We start from the raw sequence: 16,468 nt of genomic DNA, 5'->3' as shown, positions 1-16,468 counted from the left end.
GAGATGTAACAAAAAAGCCTCTTTCTCATGAGAGAAAGAGGCTTTAACTTCAAAATGCAAGCCTCTCTTATCTCTCAGATCACGTCTGATGGAATTAGCACCGTGCCTTATGAGACAATCGTCTCGGCGCAAAAATCACGCGCCCCATTTCACAATGGAATTACGGTCGGTTGCTGTTGGGGTCAAAAGGCCAATCCCTCGCCCAACTCTCGATAAGAGAAAATATTTCAATTTTTTTGAAAAGTTACATCATTTGTTGGTTATCTTATCAGCTTATTCGGATCACTGTCAATAGAAAATCTCACAATTTAAAAATTGGTGATGTGACAAGCTGATTAATCATTATACGAGAAAAATATCAGAAAGACAGCAGCTGTGCCTGTTCGGCTCTTTCCATCAGCACTTCAGCCGCGTCTAAATACAGAAATCCGTTCCCGGCCAATGTTTTGGAGATGTCCAAAGGAAGGGTCCGCCGCACGAGCTGGGCGTAGACTTCAGCCTCAGAAAGCGTCCGCTGAAACGCGTCCTGTTCAAGCCCTTTTATTAAGGCAAGCGCTCCGCTCACATGCGGGGCGGCCATTGAAGTGCCCGTCAGCTTCCCATATTTATGGTTGGGAAGGGTGGAGAGAATATTTTCTCCCGGAGCCACCAGGTCAATCTCTTTATTTGCATTTGAAAATTCAGACGATTTACGGGCGATTGAGACTGATCCGACTGCGATCACTTCGTTGTAAGCGGCCGGATACGACAGTTCCTCTGTACGCTCGTCTCCGTCGCCTTCGTTTCCTGCCGCGCAAACGACCAGAACACCGCTTTTTACCGCATTTGTGACGGCTTCTTTCAATTCAGGCACATCGCTTGGCCCGCCGAGTGACATGGAAATGATATCGGCCTTTTGTTCAACGGCGTAGTTGATGCCGTTAATGATCCATTCGTATTTGCCGCTGCCGTTTTGACCGCCGAGAACTTTAACGATTAAAAGGCTTGCTTCCGGCGCGACACCCGAAATTCCGCCGTTTGAATCATTGGCGGCAATCGTTCCGGAAACGTGTGTCCCGTGTCCGTTATAATCGGAAATCGCGTCTTCTTTGCCTCCGTCATCATCGGTGAAGTTTTTCCCGCCGACAATCCGGTCTTTCAAATCAGGATGATTGATGTCGCAGCCTGTGTCAAGCACCGCGACTTTAATATCCTTGCCTTTAAACCCTTTTGCCCACAACTCTGGCGCCTTAATCACTTTAATCCCCTCAGGAAGCTCGTTCACATCCATGATCTGTTCATCCGTGACATAAGGAATCAAATGCATTTCACCATTCATAAAAAAGCCCTCCTTTTTTATGCTTGCGAGTGGATACAAGGGTGTTGCTACTATTTTATGGCAGAGCATGCCGGCCGGAAAGAGTCATTTGAAGCATTTTCATAAAAAAGGCGTAATCTATCGTACTAAAAAATTTCAAATATATGGATAGTTTGACAGCTTTCATTTTCATTCATGACCCGCTGACGCTATAATTGGAAATGGGAAAGGAGAAGAGATATGAAGATAAGTGAAGCATTATACAACTATTTTTCAGAACAAGTGGATCAAATTGCGAAAGAGTGGATCGAAACGATGGAAGATTCGGATCCGAATTCGATTTATTCTTTGACAAATCCTGTAATCACAGAAGAACTGACGGAGCAGGATAAAGAATTTTACCGGCATATTAATAAAATGTATATCATGCCGGAAAAAGAATTTTTAGAAGAGTTCGAGCAGTGGGTGATTGAGCTCGCGAAAGACCAGAAGCATCTGGATACACCCGTCCAGTATGTGGTCCGTGAATTCATGAGAAACCGGAGACTATACATCAGTTATTATGATGCGTTTGCCGATAAACATGAATCTTCGTTTGCACAGGGAGAAAGGAAGAAATGGGAGAATTTAATTGTACAAGTATTTGATTTTACGATTTACACGTTTGTCGATCATGCCGAGCATAACTCAAAAATGCAGCTGAACGCGCAAAGAGAAATGATTTTGGAGTTAAGCTCGCCGGTTATCACGCTGAGCAAACGGACGGCGCTGCTGCCGCTTGTCGGCGATATTGACACGGAGCGCGCCAAATTCATTCTTGAAAATACGCTGAGCACATGTGCCAAACGGCGGATTGAACATCTGTTTATTGACCTGTCGGGTGTAGTGGTTGTCGATACGATGGTGGCGCATCAGATTTTTAAATTAATTGAGGCGCTGAACCTGATCGGCGTCACGTCCACTTTATCCGGAATCAGGCCGGAAATGGCTCAAACCGCCGTACAGCTCGGCATTAATTTCTCAGATATTACGATCAAGTCCAATCTCGCTCAGGCTCTCAATTATCATCAATAACATACATAACAAAACAGGCTGCCGAATCACTCCGGCGGCCTGTTTTTATACAAACAACAATGAAATGAGCCAGCTTGCGCCGAATAACAGAAGCACGAGCAGGAAAAAGCACCAGTCGGCGCGGCGCACAGTAACAGTTCTGTAAAACGTGCGGTTTCGGCTCCCCGTAAAGCCTTTAGATTCCATCGCGATCGCCGTGCGTTCCGCCTTTCTGATTGCGCCTGCCAATAGCGGAATGGTGAAGCGCCTGAAGGCGGAGAGCTTTCCTTTCAGCCCGGAATCAGACGCCGCGCCCCTGATTCTGTGCGCCTGCCGGATGATCAGGATTTCATCTTTCAGAAGAGGGAGAAACCGGAACCCCGCGATAACGCCGTATGCAAGCTTGGGCGGCAGCTTACACTGCTGAATCAGACTGAGCATGAACAGAATCGGATCGGTTGTGAAAAGAAACATCATCGACAAAGCGGAAAAACATAAAATACGAAACGCGATAGAAATCCCGAGCGCCGCGTTATCACTGTTGACGGCAATCGGCCCGAGCTTAAACAGCAGGTTGCTTCCGGTTGTCGGGATGTTTCCGAATACGGCGGCTGTCCATAAAGAACCGAAGGCCAGAATGACAAACGGAATCGTGAACAGCAGCCATTTTTTCAGCGGCACACGCCCCGCCGAGAGGACGCCTCCCGCAATGATGATATAAAACAAAGCAGGGGTGTACGGATTATAAATAAACGACAGCATAATGACGCATAACAATACAGCCGCCGCCTTTATTGACGGGTTAACAGCCTCCAGCCGCAAGTTCATTTCTCCGCCTCCTGTCGTGTTTCATCCATTCATACCGCAGCGGCAAAGCCAAATGCGCCTGCTCGGCGATCCCGGTGTTATCAGAAAACAAAGCGTCGGGAGTTCCCCGGAATACCAGTTTCGTGCCGCAGAGCACAAGGATCGTGTCGGCATAATCTGAGACGAGTTCCATATCGTGTGTCACCATTAAAACAGCCGTTCCTTCCTTTTGAATCTCACGGAGCATTTGCATACACTCCCGCGCCGTTTTGGCATCCTGTCCGAAAGTCGGTTCATCAAGCATCAAAACGTTCACATTGTGCATAAGCATCGTCGCGACGCTGAGCCTGCGTTTTTGTCCTTGGCTTAAAGAAAACGGATGCTGTGAGGCATGGCGTCTCAGGCCGAATCGGGTTAACAGCTGAAGAGCTTTCTCCTTTGCGGCTCTGCTGCTTTCAAAACCGAACATCAGCTCTTGAATGACGGAATCTGTGACAAACTGGTGTTCAGGATTTTGGAAAACATATCCGATCAGCCGCCGCAGCTCTTTTTCAGAATAGGAATCAATCGGTCTGCCGTCTATTTTGATGTCTCCGCCCAGCGGACGGATGAGCTTGGCCGCGGCAGAAAGGAGCGTGGATTTTCCTGTTCCGTTAGGGCCGGCAATCGCGGTGATTGAACCTTTTTTTACGGAAAAGCTCACATCCTGAAAAATGACGTCTGCTCCTCTTGAGAATGACAGCTCGTGAACGTTCAGCGCGTCTTCTGCCGAAAGCGCGGCGGGCCGGGGTTCGGGCAGAGATGGTACAGGTTCGTGAAACAGCTTTTCTTTACACAATGTAAAAGGAATGCTGACGTGCTCCTGCAATGAGATCACACGCGGGATCGGAATGCCGAGCTCCATCAGCTCTCCAATCTTTGTTTCAAAGATAACGTCCGTCTCTCCGTCCATCACCTTCTGACCCGTTTCATCAAGGACAATCGTCCTGTCCATCCACGGCGCCCAATGATCAAGCTGATGTTCGATAACGAGAAGGCCGAAGCCTTTTTTTGCTTGAAGATCTTTGATCAGCCGCACTAATTCACGTGCGGAATATGGATCAAGCTGTGCCGTCGGTTCGTCCAAAATAATGAGTTCCGGTTCCATCGCAATGATACAGGCAAGCGCCACTTTTTGTTTTGAACCGCCTGACAGCGAAGCGATCGTTCGCGTTTTCAGATGAGTGATCTCTAATTTTTCTAAAACGTCATCGATGATTGCGTCCATATCTTCTTTTGTATATTGCAAATTTTCCAGGCCGAAGGCGATTTCATCTTCAACCGTCAGCATGCAAAACTGCTGGTCCGGATCTTGAAACACGACGCCGATGGATCTGGCGGCGGGTTCTGTCAGATGTGAAAGAGGTGTTCTGTATAAAGAAACGGTTCCCGATTGAACCCCATCGCATGCTTCCGGGTACAGACCGTTTAAACAGAGAGCGAGCGAGCTTTTACCGCATCCGCTCGGCCCGAGCAATAAAGCCCGCTCTCCTTTGCGGAGCTGAAAGGACACGTTTTGAAGAATCGGCTTTTCATCCTGATCATAAGAAAAGGTAAGACGGCCGGCCGATAGAAGGGGCTCAAATGCCTGCATCTTGGTTCACCTGTTTCTTTTTCTTCTTGAATTGTTTTCCGAGCGCCATGCCGTTCAGCACCCCTGTGTAAGCCAGCGCATCACTGATTGCTTTGCCGAGAAGGCCGGCAAGAAGCGCACCTGAGACCAGACGGATGAGAAGCATGACGGCTAATAAACCCGGATTCAAAACAGAGTACCCCGAAACGAACAAGTCATAAATGAAGCTTGTCACAGAAGACCCCATACCGGATAAAAGAAGCACGGGCAGGGTATAAATCCGCCAGCGTGTCGCAAAAAAGACCGCTTCCGCACCGATTCCCTGTGCGATCCCGATCAGAATCACCATCGGTCCTGACGGATTTCCGAGTAAGCACTCCACAAACGCGGCGATGATTTCAGAAACGAGAGCCGCTCCCGGTTTTTGAATAATGTACGCGGCAATCACCGAGACGATAAACCAGATACCGTAAATCGGTTCGTAGCTCATCCGGCCGAAAAATCCTGCCGCTATATTGCTTGCATGAGTTGATACTAAATAAATGACAGCAAATACAACACTGATGACGGACATGACGACAATTTCTCTCATTTTCCAACTTTTCATTGTGATCTCCTGCTTTCTTATCGGATAGTCGTATGTATGAAAGAGTTGATTTTACAGGCGGTTTATATTTAGTTTCATATTGCGGTGTCCTCCCCCGTTTTTTAATGAAAAATAAAAAACTGCATATCCGAGGGAATATGCAGCAGCAGAACGAAAACGCATGGGGAAAAACCCTGCGCTCCGGTCAATCTGCACTTCCCCACGCTGGTATTATCCAGATCGGGTTATAAGGGATCAAAACACGCCTGCCGCATGTTTTATCTCAGCCGATAACAGCACCCCTAGTGCGTTTCCTATACAGTTTTTTATGATGACATCATCATAGTTGATCATGTCTGATTTGTAAACAGCCTTTCTCCGAACAGAGTTTGGAATCGGAGCGGAAGATCATTCATAAAGATAAGAAGAGCCCTAAGATAAGAAGAGCCCTTTTGATCAAAAGGAAACGGAGGACATCTATGTTTGTTCATACAGTGCAGTCTGGCGACTCGTTATTTTCCATCAGCAGAAAGTACGGATACCCTGTTGACAGCATCAGAAGCGTCAACGGGCTTGAGGAAACGAATATCGTTCCGGGGCAGGCGCTTTTAATCCCTCTTAATGAATATACGGTTCAGCCGAATGATACGTATGCCGTTATCGCAGGTAAGGCTTATGTGCCGCAGATGCAGCTGATGCAGGCAAACCCGGATATTCCGCCGAACCGGCTGCGGGCGGGTATGAAAGTGAAGATCCCTGATATCTCTAACTATCTTGCGGGTACCCTGCAATTTTATGTCATTCGGACGCCTGAAGCGGATAGAGAGTTAATTAATGATTTTGCGCCGTATTCTTCGGCGATTTCTTTGTTTGAATATCATTTTGGCCCGAATGGAGATATCATTAACGATTTAAACGACAGAACCGCAATAGAAACCACATGGCAGAACAGAGTGCGCCCGCTTGCCGTCATTACGAATCTGACAGAAGGGGGATTCAGTCCGGAATTAGCCCATCAAGTGCTGCAAAATCCGACGGCAAGAACGAATCTCGTCAACAATATCGTCTCCTTAACCGTAAGAAAGGGATACGGCGGTGTAAATATCGATTTTGAACGGGTCAGAGAAGCTGACAGGGACCTCTTCACAGGATTTCTCCGGCAGTTAAAAACCCGGCTTTCAGAGCATCAGCTCGCGTTAACGATATCGGTTCCGGCGAAAACAAGTGATGCAGTGCCGTGGCTGAGGGGATATGATTACGGCGGAATCGGAGCCGTCGTCGATTATATGTTCATTATGGCGTACGACTGGCACCACGCCGGCAGTGAGCCGGGACCCGTGGCGCCTTTGACAGAGGTCAGGCAAACGATCAATTTTGTCATCAGCAGGGTGCCGAGAAGAAAAGTGATTCTCGGTGTTCCGCTGTACGGGTATGATTGGGTGATTCCGTACCGTCCGGGAACGACCGGATCCGCCATCTCCAATCAGCGCGCCATGGAAACGGCCATGAAGCATCAATCAGTGATCCGTTATTCCCAGCAGGAGCGTTCCCCTTACTTCCGGTATACTGATGAAAATGGAAGAACGCATGAAGTGTGGTTTGAGGATGTGCGGAGCATGAGTGAAAAAATGGTTCTCGTTCGGGAGTTCGGACTGCAGGCGATCGGCGCGTGGCAATTAACGCTCGGTTTCAAACCGGGCCCGTGGCTGCTTAGGAACTTTTTCACGATCCGAAAAATATAGCTGCATGTCCCGCTCCGCAAGTGATTTTTTTCCTATGATAACGGGTCTTCTTTTGGACAATCTAAAATTGAACAGGAGGTCTGTCATATGAAGAAAAGGGAAGAGCAGTATATCAACGAGGCTGAGTATGTACCGCATCCGACAAAAGAAGGGGAGTACGCGCTCATGCTGCATGAATCCTATCATTTCCTTTCAGAAGAAGATGAAAGCGATTTGCCGGAATAAGGGTTTTATGCCTTTATTCCATTTATTTTATAGGCATGTGCTGAAATCACAAATTTAAGGTTGACACATTCCTTTTTTTTCTGTAATCTCAGTGTGTCAATTCAAATAAGAACTTCGTTAGGTGAGGCTCCTGTATGGAGATACGCTGCTGCCCAAAAATGTCCAAAGACGCCAATGGGTCAACAGGAATCATCGACATAAGGTGATTCTTAACGCAGCTGGATGGCTGTCCTATGCCATACAGTGCTAAAGCTCTACGATTGGAGGCCCCGCACGTTTATTTGCCGTGCTTGTTTTCGCCTTCATATCAGAAGGTTTTTTTTATGCCTCAAAACGTACACGACTGAGCATGATAAGGAGGTGCGGAGTATGGATTCTCCCCATTCGAGTATGTCAGAAGAAGTACCCATATACAGCCAGATAACCAGTGACGACATGATGAGGAGACAAACCGCCGCACTTCCCTTGACGGACGGCGCGTCTCCGTAAAGGAGGTACGAGTCCCGATGGTCCAAAACATGACCTATGACGAACTCATATTACGCATTATCATTTTATTGCGGGACGGAAAAATAAAAGAATTCCGAAACATGATAGATGAGCTTCAGCCCTATGACATGGCATTTTTGTTTAAAGAAATGCCGGAAAAGCACCGGGCCCGCTATCTGTCATATATGACGGTTGATGACATCACCGATATGATCGGAGAGCTGGAGCGGGAATTTCAGCTTGCCGTTTTGCATAAAGTCGGTAAAACGAAAGCCACTCTCGCAATGAATAAAATGGATAACGACGATCTCGCAGCATTGCTGGAAGAGATGGATGAAGAACTGAAAGAACAGCTTTTATCCAGCATGGAGGCTGAGGAATCAAAGGCCGTACAGCTTTTGATGAACTATCCGCAAGAATCGGCGGGCCGGATGATGACGAACCGCTTCGTCTGGATTCCGCAGCATTATACAGTAAAAGATGCGGTCGTGAAGCTGAAAAGCTTTGCAGAAATCGCAGAATCAATAAATTATTTGTACGTGATTAATGACAGCAAGCAGCTTGTCGGAGTGCTCTCATACAGAGATTTAATTCTCGGCGAGCCTGAGGATAAAGTGCAGGATCTCATGTTTACTCGTGTCATCTCGGCCGGGGTGCTCCAAGACCAGGAAGAAGTCGCCCGGCTGATCCAGCGGTATGACTTTTTAGCCATTCCCATCGTGGAAGAAAATCATGTGCTTGTCGGTATTGTCACTGTCGATGATATTATTGACGTCGTGATTAAAGAAGCCGATGAAGATTACGAAAAATTCGCAGCCTCCGGTAAGGCGATTACATTTGATACGAAAGCGTACGTTGCGGCGTACCGCCGTTTGCCGTGGCTCATTCTGCTTTTGTTTATCGGATTGATTTCCGGAAGCATTCTGAATTATTTTGAAGATACATTGCAAAAAGTAGTCGCCCTCGCGTTTTTCATGCCGATGATCGCGGGAACGACGGGTAATACAGGCACACAGTCACTCGCCGTCGTCATCAGAGGACTGGCTAAAGAAGAAATGAATAAAAAAACCATCTTTAAACTGATTTTCCGTGAATTAAGAACCGGTATCTATATCGGCATCGTCTGTGCGATCGCGATTACGATTGTCGCAACCGTCTGGCAGAAAGACTTAACGCTCGGTTTTGTCGTCGGTTCATCGCTGCTTGCAACGTTGATTATCGGTACGATGGCCGGAACGATCGTCCCTATTATTCTTCATAAACTGAACATTGACCCGGCGATTGCATCAGGACCGCTGATTACGACGCTGAACGATATTTTGTCCTTATTAATTTATTTCGGCATTGCAACTGCATTTCTTCATGCTTTATAAAAAAAGTCCGTCTCACAGGAGGCGGACTTTTTTGATCAGCGGTTTTTATACTTAAAATGAGCATTAAGCTGTCCTTCCAGCATTTTTTTGCGGAGCTGCGGGTCGTTTTTGAGAGCCTGTTCTTTTTTTCGCATGTCTTTTAAAATCTCAGCCGTCTGCACGCCGTCTTCCCGCTTGTTGGCAATATCCATCAGCCGCTCAACGTCAGCGAAGGAATACTTTCTCGTTCCCCGTGATGAACGCTGCGGGTAGATTAATTTCCGTTCTTCATAGTATCTGATCTGTCTGACTGACAATCCGGTTAATTCGCTTACAATGCCGATCGAGATTACTTTTTTATCTTTGTAAGATTGTTCGTCTGTCGTCATTTTTCCACCCCTGGATGTCTTTTACTCATATTATATAAGAAAAAAAGAGAAAAAACCTGACGCTTGTCAGGTTTTCTGACGCGAAATAGAAAATTTTAGAAAAAAAGCGGCAGAAAAATTGACAAGGTTAATGCATGGTCCTTTGCCCCGTTTTATGCTTACTGTACAGACAACAATGAGGAGGAAGGATAGGAATGGAGAAAGAAAAAGCGGTTTCGCTGGCAAAAGAAATCATTGAATTAGATATGAAACGCGATGAAATGCTGGAGGCGTTCATGCAGCTTGCCGGGGAACACGCTTTTCCGCTGCTCAGAGCCGTCCAGAACGGACTTTACCGAAAAACATCATAATCTACAGAAGTTTTACAATGGCTTTATACATCTTTGATATAAAAGCGTTATTCTGATCATAGAATAACGGAAAACAAAGGAGGGCGCCATGAGTCGTTTGCTTCAAAATGCATTGGACAAAGAGAGAAACCATTATTCCAAAAAGCTTCTGCAGATCGGAGTCTATACGAAAGAAATACTCAATTCCATGACAATTACGGAGCTGAGAAAGGAATACGCGTATTTTTTTCGGAACATTCCCTATAAAGAACGGAACCCTTATACAAATTAAATGATGTATAAGGGTATTTTTTTATATAAAAAAGAAGGAATTCTGAAAAACGGCACGAATAGAATATAAAACAAAGAACGACTCTTATGAATTGTAAGGGTTTACATTATTTTTTTATAAAAATCTTAAATACGGGGTAGATATGATGAGATTATCATTTAACGAAGAAGAAGTGATGCGTTCGATGAATTTGTACAAAGTTTTTGCAAGGGCTTTCAAGAGTGTGTCTGAACACAGCATCCGAGACAGTAAAGAACACGGTTTTAATCCGACTGAATTTGCCGTTTTGGAGCTGCTCTATACGAGAGGACCGCAAAAGCTTCAGCAAATCGGGTCGCGTCTTTTGCTTGTCAGCGGGAATGTCACCTATGTCATCGACAAGCTTGAAAGAAACGGGTTTTTGGTCAGAGAACAAGACCCGAAGGACAAACGGTCTGTTTACGCCCATTTAACTGATAAAGGAAACGAGTATTTGGATAAAATTTATCCGATTCATTCATTGAGAATTGCGAGAGCGTTTTCAGGACTTATGCCTGAGGAACAGGAACAGCTGATAGCCCTGCTGAAAAAAGCGGGAATTCACAGCCAGCATTTGCTTTTCCGTTAAAAGAAAGCGGATACAGACACTCTTCTTCACGAAGAGTGTTTTTTTTCTGTTCCGGACAGTAGAGCCTGAAGCGGTTTTTGCATAAGCTGATACAGGTCGGCATCATTATTTACCAATCATAATGTGACATGCCCCATGCCAAAATATGAGGGTGCTTTGAATATAAAGAAGGTGAACATGTGAGAAGCTGTCTGCTGTCTATATGGTACTTACTTGATCCGCTTTATTTCTTCTTTACCCGGCTGACGCTGATTGATAAACGGCAATCGAATGTATTCCGCGTCCGTTTGACTAGATATAAAGGAAAAGAAGTCATCCTGAGCGACGGGACCAGAATTAAAAAAAACGACGTGTTAGTTAAGATTCATCTTCATAATGTCAAACTCCTGAAAGAGCTGCAGCCTATTGAAAGCGCGGTCAGAAGGGGGATTATGCTATATCAGAAGGTATATCAATCCATGCCTCATTTAGCGGATTATATTAACCAGCATAAACGGAAAGACGAGATTAAGGGAGTCGTCGGCATTACAATGCTTCATAAAGGAGCTGCGAGACTCGGTTTTGATGTGATAAAACCGTCCAGCGGCTGCTACAGGCTGTTTAAGAAAGCGGCCCATATTCCCATTTTATACTTTACTGCAAAACAGCTCACCCTCAAAAACATTCCTTACTCCTGCTATTTATTTATTTCCAAAGAAAAATTGATGTGCACATATCAGACTGAAAAGAGCTGACAAAAAGCGTCAGCTCTTTCTCTTGATTTGCTCAAGCACGATTGAAAGCGGGCCGTCCTGCGGATTCCGGTAAAAATCATAAAACGGATCTCCCTCTGTCCTGACGCGGTTCACTACTGTATCGATCGTATAATCATCAGGTGTTAAAGAGGAGTTGACTTCGCTCCAATAAAGGGGAGCCGCAACCGTTCCCAATTCGTTGCCCCGGGTCGAATAGGGGGCGATAATGGTTTTCCCTTCGGCATGCTGCAAATAATCTAGGTAGAGTCTGCCGTTTCGGTTTTTGATAAACCGCTCTGTCGTAAAAAGATCCGGGCGCGTCCTGACGCAATAATCGGCGATGAGCATTGTGAACGCACGGGTTTCTTCATAGGTGAATGCTTCCGGTGAAAGCGGGATGTAGAGCTGAATGCCTTTATTTCCGGAGAGCTTCGGGAATGACGTAATACTGAATGAATCAAACAGCTGTTTCAGCACATGCGCAGCCTCCACAGCCATAGGGAAATCATTCCTTGACGGGGGATCAAGGTCAATGACAATCTCTGCGGGCCTTTCAGAATGAACTTTCTGAAACGGAACGTGAAATTCAAGCGCCAGCTGATTAGCCAGCCATAAAAGTGACGGTATGCTGCTGCATACGATGTGCTCGTGGCTCCCGTCAAACACGCTTGAGACAAAGTCCGGCGTGTAGTCCGGTTTGTTTTTTTGAAAAAAAGATTCGCCAGGCGCGCCGTGCGGATAACGGATCACCGTGACGGCCCGATCTTTAAGAAAGGGCATAAGAAAATCGCTCATTTTCACCATATAACTAAGGAAATCTGCTTTCGTTTTTTCACGTTTTTTAAAAACAATCTTATCCAGGCTTGTGAACTGCAGCTTCGGCGGCAGCGTTTTAGAGTGAAGGATAAGCTGCTGATACGTGCATTCCGTCCAATCCATTTCAAACTGAAAAGACACAAAAGATACTTCACGCAGCGTGTCCTGCAATATGGTTAAATACTGCACGGTCATGCAGATAGAAGGCTCAAGTGTATACTCGCCGCTTTTTTGTTTTTTTCCATGGGTCTCCATAATGGTTCTGACGGCGTTTTTTTCTTCCGCCTGCATGCCGTGGGAAACGGAAGCGATCGGGACGGCGGTGTCGTCTTTTAAAACAGAGGCCGTTACATACCCGTTCTTCGGGTTAAACCCGGTTAATAGCACATGTGCCGTTTTCATATGTTTATACTTTTGCCAGTCGGGAGAGCGTTTATTTTCCGCCCAGCCGCTGGAAGCCCTTTTTGCTACGATACCTTCTCCGTCATGGCGGACGACCTTGTCCCAAAGCGCATCAAAGTCAGTGTGTTCCGGAATGTATTGAATCGCTTCTTCCGCTAAGTGATGAGGGCAGGCGGGAAGATTTGCTTCTTTAAGCAGTTTGGAAAGGGCGCGTTTCCGTTTCACATACGGTAATGAGACGGTGCCGGCGCCTTCCAGAACGAGGAGATCAAATGCCAGAAAGCGGCACGGCCGTCTATCAGCGGTGCTTTCAATTGCTTCCGTCCGTTTTAAACGTCCGCGGATTTGAAGATGCTCAAAGTCCGCTCTGTACGGATTGATTAAATAGACAAGCTCTCCGTCAAGCGTAATGGGAAACCTGTCTTTCATGTGCTGAAAACACCGGGCCGCAAAAGCCGTGATTTCGGGAAATTGATTCGTCAGCGTCTGTCCGTTTCTACTGGTTAATGTAACGCCGCTTTCGTCTATGCGGAGAAGACAGCGGAATCCGTCATACTTTACCTCATAGCGCCACTCACTGCCTTCAGGCGGTACAGAGGTCAAAATCGGCTGCATCGTCAGCACCATGATTAAGACGTTCCGGCTTTTTGTCTGGTCGTCTTCTTCTTTTTGCCTCCGCCGCCTGCTGACGCGGCGTCTTTTGTCCGCACCGGTGCAGCCTGTTCGCGATCCGGCCGCTTTGTCCGGTCAATGCTTGCCTGAAGCGCGCTGACAAGATCGATGACATCTTCGCGCGGGCCGGCAGCAGCCGGTGTCACGCCCGCTTCTTCATGTTCGAGCTTATCGTTAATTTTAGCGAGAAGGGCTTTCCGGTATGTGTCTTCGTATTGTTCCGGGTCAAACTCGGTTGTCAGCTCATTAATTAACGTAATCGCCGTCTGCAGCTCTTTTTCATTAACGGCTGTCTGCTCGGGAACGCCCGGCACATGTCCGGCATTTCTGACTTCATCCGGATAATGAATGGATTCCATCACGATGCAGTTGTCATACACGCGAAGAATCGCAAGCTGCTGTTTAGAGCGGATCGTAATGGAGGCAATCCCGATTTTACCCGTCGTCCTCAGCGCTTCCCGCAGAAGTGTATAGGCTTTTGTGCCGTTATCTCCCGGCCCGACATAATAAGACCGGTTAAAATAAATCGGATCAATTTCCTGCAGCTGGACAAAGTCAACAATCTCAACCGCCTTTTCTTCATGTTCCTGTTTTACGTCTTTCAAGTCTTCGTCTGTCATAATGACGTATTTCCCTTTCACATACTCATAGCCTTTCACAATTTCATCAGGTTCCAGACTCTTTTCACATCCGGTGCAGATTTTTTCGTATTTAATCGGCGCATGGTCTTCTTTATGAAGACTGCGGAATTTTATATCTTTATCTTCAGTGGCCGCAAAGAGCTTAACCGGGATATTGACGAGGCCGAAACTGATCGAACCCTTCCACATCGTGTGCATGAATAAAAACTCCTTTTTGTCTTTATTGTGGATAAACGGGTCCGTTCCATGTGTAGCAACTTATGGGTGATGCGGCATGGAGCGGCTGTTCCATTTCCTCAGGCGGAAATGGTCGGCTGAAAAGGAAACGAATTCATTATTTACAATCAGTGAATCGGTAAGTTCTTTAAAGCGCTGAAGTCCCTGAAAATCATTCCCCGGGAAATGCCCCGCATTCCCATGTAGTGACTGAGAAAATTTCCCGCTCCCATATGAACTGAATCTGCGGTCAGCCGCCGCTTACCGCGAAGGGTAATTTTTCCGGAGAACTTAAGTGATATAACCGCCGCCAGACAAGCAATCAGGAGACAGGCGGGACGTTGTATTGCGCTTATTCCCTCCCGCTATACCGATCTGAAACGACTCACATTTATAACGGGCATGTCTAAAAGATATTTCAGACTCAAGGTTTTGTGTTAAAATCATTCTTAAGTTTCGGAATATAGACGTAAGCCGGGAGTGATAGATCATCGAAGATTTCATCATATCAATAATTGAAGCGTTTAAAAGCTTATCTTACGCCGGAATTTTTTTGGCGCTCAGTATAGAATTCATCCCGGCGGAAATTGTTCTTCCGCTTGCGGGATATTGGGTCTCAAAAGGGGATATGACACTTGCCGGGACCGTGTTTGCCGGTTCGCTCGGCGGTGTTTCAGGTCCGCTTGTCTTATATGGAATCGGCAGGCTGGGCGGTCGGCCGTTTTTGCTGAAATATGGAAAGTATATATGGATAAAACCCGAATCCCTGCAGAAATCAGATGATTTCTTTCAGAAGCACGGAGGTTTGGTCGCGTTCAGCGGCCGTTTTATACCGGGGGTCAGGACACTGATTTCTTTGCCGTGCGGCATTGCGAAGATGAATGTCTGGGTGTTCTCTCTATATACATATGCAGCGATGCTGCCGATTACATTTGCTTACGTATACCTCGGAATGAAACTCGGGGAAAATTGGAAAAGCGTCGGTTCCATCCTCGATCAATATATGCTGCCGCTCGGTATATTCATTGTGTTGCTTCTCATACTTTGGATGTTTTTAAAGATAAGAAAACAGCGGGCCAAAACAGAAAAAATTTCTCAATTTGTTAAAAAAGTTAAGCGTTGACAAATGATGAAACAGGCTTTATCATGAGCGTATAAACAAATATTTCTTGAAATCCCAAAGGGGAGTAGCGTCCGGATATTCCGGAAACAAAGTCGTCAATTCATGGATCATATCCATCGGCTTTGTTGGCATGCCAATCATTCATGTCTAGCAAGACCTTTGCCTTATATCGGCAAAGGTCTTTTTTGCGTAAAAAACCGCCGGTATAAGCTCGGATGATAGAAAAAAGAAACGGAGGGAATGGATTGGACTTTGCATTATTATTGGAGTATGGATGGGTTCTTCTCGTTTTAATCGGGCTGGAAGGGATTTTGGCGGCGGATAACGCGCTGGTGATGGCTGTGATGGTGAAGCATCTTCCTGAAAAACAAAGGAAGAAGGCTTTATTTTACGGATTGGCGGGCGCATTTATTTTGCGTTTCGGGTCGCTGTTCGCCATTTCTTTTCTGGTGAATGTTTGGCAGGTCCAGGCCGTCGGCGCTTTATATCTGTTTTACATTGCGGTCAGCCATTTGCTGAAGCGGTATGTATTTAAAGATAACACCGGTCAGAAAACGCAGAAAGAAAGCGGGTTTTGGCAGACTGTCTTGAAAGTGGAGCTCGCGGACATCGCTTTTGCCGTTGACTCCATTTTAGCGGCGGTCGCGCTTGCCGTAACGCTCCCGGGAACACAGCTTCCTGCCATCGGCGGCTTGGACGGCGGTCAGTTTCTCGTTATTTTAGCCGGCGGTGTAATCGGTTTAATCATTATGCGTTTTGCGGCATCAATGTTCGTATCCTTACTGAAAACCAGGCCGGGCCTTGAAACGGCGGCATTTGTGATTGTCGGATGGGTAGGCGTGAAGCTTGCTCTTTATACATTGGCCCATGAGGAACTCGGTATCATTCCGGCAGATGTCATCCATTCGGCGGCCTGGAAAATCATTTTCTGGGCGGTTCTGGCTGCCATTGCGGTTTGCGGATGGTTTATGTCAGGAGCAAAACAAATAGAGTCTGGCGCGGAATCGGAAAAAAGAGAACACGCGTAAAATGATCAAAAAGGGAGTCTGGCTTTTTAAAAAGCAGGTTCCCTTTTTTGTTTGAA

General features: G+C 46.4%; 17 protein-coding genes and 3 riboswitches. Of the genes, 10 read left to right on the top strand and 7 right to left on the bottom strand.

Going from position 1 to position 16,468, the window contains the following annotated elements; translation table 11 throughout:
- Positions 1 to 64: 64 nt before the first annotated feature.
- A riboswitch (SAM riboswitch) is annotated at positions 65 to 219 on the bottom strand.
- A gap of 139 nt (positions 220 to 358) precedes the next feature.
- Positions 359 to 1,318: a S8 family peptidase gene (locus OQ477_RS08620; RefSeq protein ID WP_265972110.1), complete on the bottom strand. Its 960-nt coding sequence runs from the start codon at positions 1,316 to 1,318 to the stop codon at positions 359 to 361.
- Positions 1,319 to 1,537: 219 nt separating this feature from the next.
- Between OQ477_RS08620 and OQ477_RS08615 the strand changes: the two genes are divergently transcribed.
- On the top strand, positions 1,538 to 2,371 hold the full coding sequence (locus OQ477_RS08615; RefSeq protein WP_265972108.1) for an STAS domain-containing protein: 834 nt from the start codon (positions 1,538 to 1,540) through the stop codon (positions 2,369 to 2,371).
- A 45-nt stretch (positions 2,372 to 2,416) separates the two neighbouring features.
- Here OQ477_RS08615 and OQ477_RS08610 read toward each other — a convergent pair whose 3' ends face one another.
- The 3 genes from OQ477_RS08610 to OQ477_RS08600 are packed head-to-tail and all read right to left on the bottom strand — an operon-like array spanning position 2,417 to position 5,376.
- Entirely contained in the window at positions 2,417 to 3,178 is a 762-nt protein-coding gene (locus OQ477_RS08610) for an energy-coupling factor transporter transmembrane component T family protein (protein WP_012117396.1), read from the bottom strand.
- Positions 3,153 to 4,790, bottom strand: coding sequence for an ABC transporter ATP-binding protein (locus OQ477_RS08605; RefSeq protein ID WP_265972105.1), 1,638 nt, complete (start codon positions 4,788 to 4,790; stop codon positions 3,153 to 3,155). Before OQ477_RS08605 ends, OQ477_RS08610 begins: the two co-directional genes overlap by 26 nt.
- Complete coding sequence (locus OQ477_RS08600; RefSeq protein WP_265972102.1) at positions 4,777 to 5,376, bottom strand: ECF transporter S component; 600 nt, start codon at positions 5,374 to 5,376, stop codon at positions 4,777 to 4,779. The genes OQ477_RS08605 and OQ477_RS08600 overlap by 14 nt, the downstream gene beginning before the upstream one ends.
- Positions 5,377 to 5,555: 179 nt before the next feature.
- A riboswitch (TPP riboswitch) is annotated at positions 5,556 to 5,669 on the bottom strand.
- A 165-nt stretch (positions 5,670 to 5,834) separates the two neighbouring features.
- On the opposite strand from OQ477_RS08600, the gene OQ477_RS08595 reads away from it, so the two are divergent.
- The 3 genes from OQ477_RS08595 to mgtE all read left to right on the top strand — a co-directional run bounded on the left by OQ477_RS08595 (position 5,835) and on the right by mgtE (position 9,184).
- The gene (locus tag OQ477_RS08595; RefSeq protein WP_265972100.1) at positions 5,835 to 7,097 is read left to right on the top strand and encodes a glycoside hydrolase family 18 protein; all 1,263 of its coding nucleotides are present in this window, start codon (positions 5,835 to 5,837) and stop codon (positions 7,095 to 7,097) included.
- A gap of 87 nt (positions 7,098 to 7,184) precedes the next feature.
- The gene (locus tag OQ477_RS08590; RefSeq protein WP_003154740.1) at positions 7,185 to 7,322 is read left to right on the top strand and encodes a transcriptional regulator SplA domain-containing protein; all 138 of its coding nucleotides are present in this window, start codon (positions 7,185 to 7,187) and stop codon (positions 7,320 to 7,322) included.
- 106 nt (positions 7,323 to 7,428) lie between these two features.
- Positions 7,429 to 7,594, top strand: a riboswitch (M-box (ykoK) riboswitch).
- A gap of 234 nt (positions 7,595 to 7,828) precedes the next feature.
- Positions 7,829 to 9,184: a magnesium transporter gene (mgtE, locus tag OQ477_RS08585; RefSeq protein ID WP_012117400.1), complete on the top strand. Its 1,356-nt coding sequence runs from the start codon at positions 7,829 to 7,831 to the stop codon at positions 9,182 to 9,184.
- 35 nt (positions 9,185 to 9,219) lie between these two features.
- Here the strand turns inward: mgtE and tnrA are convergent, their stop codons facing one another.
- Complete coding sequence (gene tnrA, locus OQ477_RS08580; RefSeq protein ID WP_003154734.1) at positions 9,220 to 9,552, bottom strand: MerR family transcriptional regulator TnrA; 333 nt, start codon at positions 9,550 to 9,552, stop codon at positions 9,220 to 9,222.
- A 194-nt stretch (positions 9,553 to 9,746) separates the two neighbouring features.
- Here tnrA and OQ477_RS08575 point away from each other — a divergent pair, with 194 nt between their 5' ends.
- The 4 genes from OQ477_RS08575 (at position 9,747) to OQ477_RS08560 (ending at position 11,514) form a co-directional block, all read left to right on the top strand.
- Positions 9,747 to 9,902, top strand: coding sequence for a hypothetical protein (locus tag OQ477_RS08575; protein ID WP_003154733.1), 156 nt, complete (start codon positions 9,747 to 9,749; stop codon positions 9,900 to 9,902).
- Between the two features lie 88 nt (positions 9,903 to 9,990).
- Entirely contained in the window at positions 9,991 to 10,173 is a 183-nt protein-coding gene (locus tag OQ477_RS08570; protein WP_003154731.1) for a Fur-regulated basic protein FbpA, read from the top strand.
- 142 nt (positions 10,174 to 10,315) lie between these two features.
- Positions 10,316 to 10,780, top strand: a complete 465-nt coding sequence (locus OQ477_RS08565) for a MarR family winged helix-turn-helix transcriptional regulator (protein WP_007610911.1) — start codon at positions 10,316 to 10,318, stop codon at positions 10,778 to 10,780.
- Positions 10,781 to 10,959: 179 nt separating this feature from the next.
- Positions 10,960 to 11,514 carry a YkoP family protein gene (locus OQ477_RS08560; protein ID WP_007407215.1) on the top strand — a complete coding sequence of 185 codons (555 nt, stop codon included), beginning with the start codon at positions 10,960 to 10,962 and terminating at the stop codon, positions 11,512 to 11,514.
- A gap of 9 nt (positions 11,515 to 11,523) precedes the next feature.
- On the opposite strand, the gene OQ477_RS08555 is transcribed toward OQ477_RS08560, so the two are convergent.
- Complete coding sequence (locus OQ477_RS08555) at positions 11,524 to 13,359, bottom strand: DNA ligase D (protein ID WP_265972096.1); 1,836 nt, start codon at positions 13,357 to 13,359, stop codon at positions 11,524 to 11,526.
- Between the two features lie 2 nt (positions 13,360 to 13,361).
- Complete coding sequence (locus OQ477_RS08550) at positions 13,362 to 14,243, bottom strand: Ku protein (protein ID WP_265972094.1); 882 nt, start codon at positions 14,241 to 14,243, stop codon at positions 13,362 to 13,364.
- A 505-nt stretch (positions 14,244 to 14,748) separates the two neighbouring features.
- On the opposite strand from OQ477_RS08550, the gene OQ477_RS08545 reads away from it, so the two are divergent.
- Together OQ477_RS08545 and OQ477_RS08540 are read left to right on the top strand one after the other, a co-directional pair.
- A complete protein-coding gene (locus tag OQ477_RS08545; protein ID WP_416346527.1) occupies positions 14,749 to 15,384 on the top strand; it encodes a DedA family protein in 636 nt (211 codons plus the stop codon).
- A 245-nt stretch (positions 15,385 to 15,629) separates the two neighbouring features.
- Positions 15,630 to 16,412 carry a TerC family protein gene (locus tag OQ477_RS08540; RefSeq protein WP_416346520.1) on the top strand — a complete coding sequence of 261 codons (783 nt, stop codon included), beginning with the start codon at positions 15,630 to 15,632 and terminating at the stop codon, positions 16,410 to 16,412.
- The last annotated feature ends 56 nt before the right edge of the window (positions 16,413 to 16,468 follow it).

It is taken from the genome of Bacillus sp. ChL18 (assembly GCF_026241425.1).
Taxonomy (GTDB): Bacteria; Bacillota; Bacilli; order Bacillales; family Bacillaceae; genus Bacillus; species Bacillus velezensis.
This window is presented reverse-complemented; position numbering and strand designations above follow the sequence as displayed.

Bases quoted from the DNA above. Each gene is read 5' to 3' on its own strand.
- OQ477_RS08615 (WP_265972108.1), top strand. From the start codon at position 1,538: ATGAAGATAAGTGAAGCATTATACAACTATTTTTCAGAACAAGTGGAT.
- OQ477_RS08550 (WP_265972094.1), bottom strand. From the start codon at position 14,243: ATGCACACGATGTGGAAGGGTTCGATCAGTTTCGGCCTCGTCAATATC.
- tnrA (WP_003154734.1), bottom strand. From the start codon at position 9,552: ATGACGACAGACGAACAATCTTACAAAGATAAAAAAGTAATCTCGATC.
- OQ477_RS08595 (WP_265972100.1), top strand. From the start codon at position 5,835: ATGTTTGTTCATACAGTGCAGTCTGGCGACTCGTTATTTTCCATCAGC.
- OQ477_RS08575 (WP_003154733.1), top strand. From the start codon at position 9,747: ATGGAGAAAGAAAAAGCGGTTTCGCTGGCAAAAGAAATCATTGAATTA.
- OQ477_RS08555 (WP_265972096.1), bottom strand. From the start codon at position 13,359: ATGGTGCTGACGATGCAGCCGATTTTGACCTCTGTACCGCCTGAAGGC.
- OQ477_RS08590 (WP_003154740.1), top strand. From the start codon at position 7,185: ATGAAGAAAAGGGAAGAGCAGTATATCAACGAGGCTGAGTATGTACCG.
- OQ477_RS08565 (WP_007610911.1), top strand. From the start codon at position 10,316: ATGATGAGATTATCATTTAACGAAGAAGAAGTGATGCGTTCGATGAAT.
- OQ477_RS08605 (WP_265972105.1), bottom strand. From the start codon at position 4,790: ATGCAGGCATTTGAGCCCCTTCTATCGGCCGGCCGTCTTACCTTTTCT.
- OQ477_RS08610 (WP_012117396.1), bottom strand. From the start codon at position 3,178: ATGAACTTGCGGCTGGAGGCTGTTAACCCGTCAATAAAGGCGGCGGCT.
- OQ477_RS08620 (WP_265972110.1), bottom strand. From the start codon at position 1,318: ATGAATGGTGAAATGCATTTGATTCCTTATGTCACGGATGAACAGATC.
- OQ477_RS08600 (WP_265972102.1), bottom strand. From the start codon at position 5,376: ATGAAAAGTTGGAAAATGAGAGAAATTGTCGTCATGTCCGTCATCAGT.
- OQ477_RS08570 (WP_003154731.1), top strand. From the start codon at position 9,991: ATGAGTCGTTTGCTTCAAAATGCATTGGACAAAGAGAGAAACCATTAT.
- mgtE (WP_012117400.1), top strand. From the start codon at position 7,829: ATGGTCCAAAACATGACCTATGACGAACTCATATTACGCATTATCATT.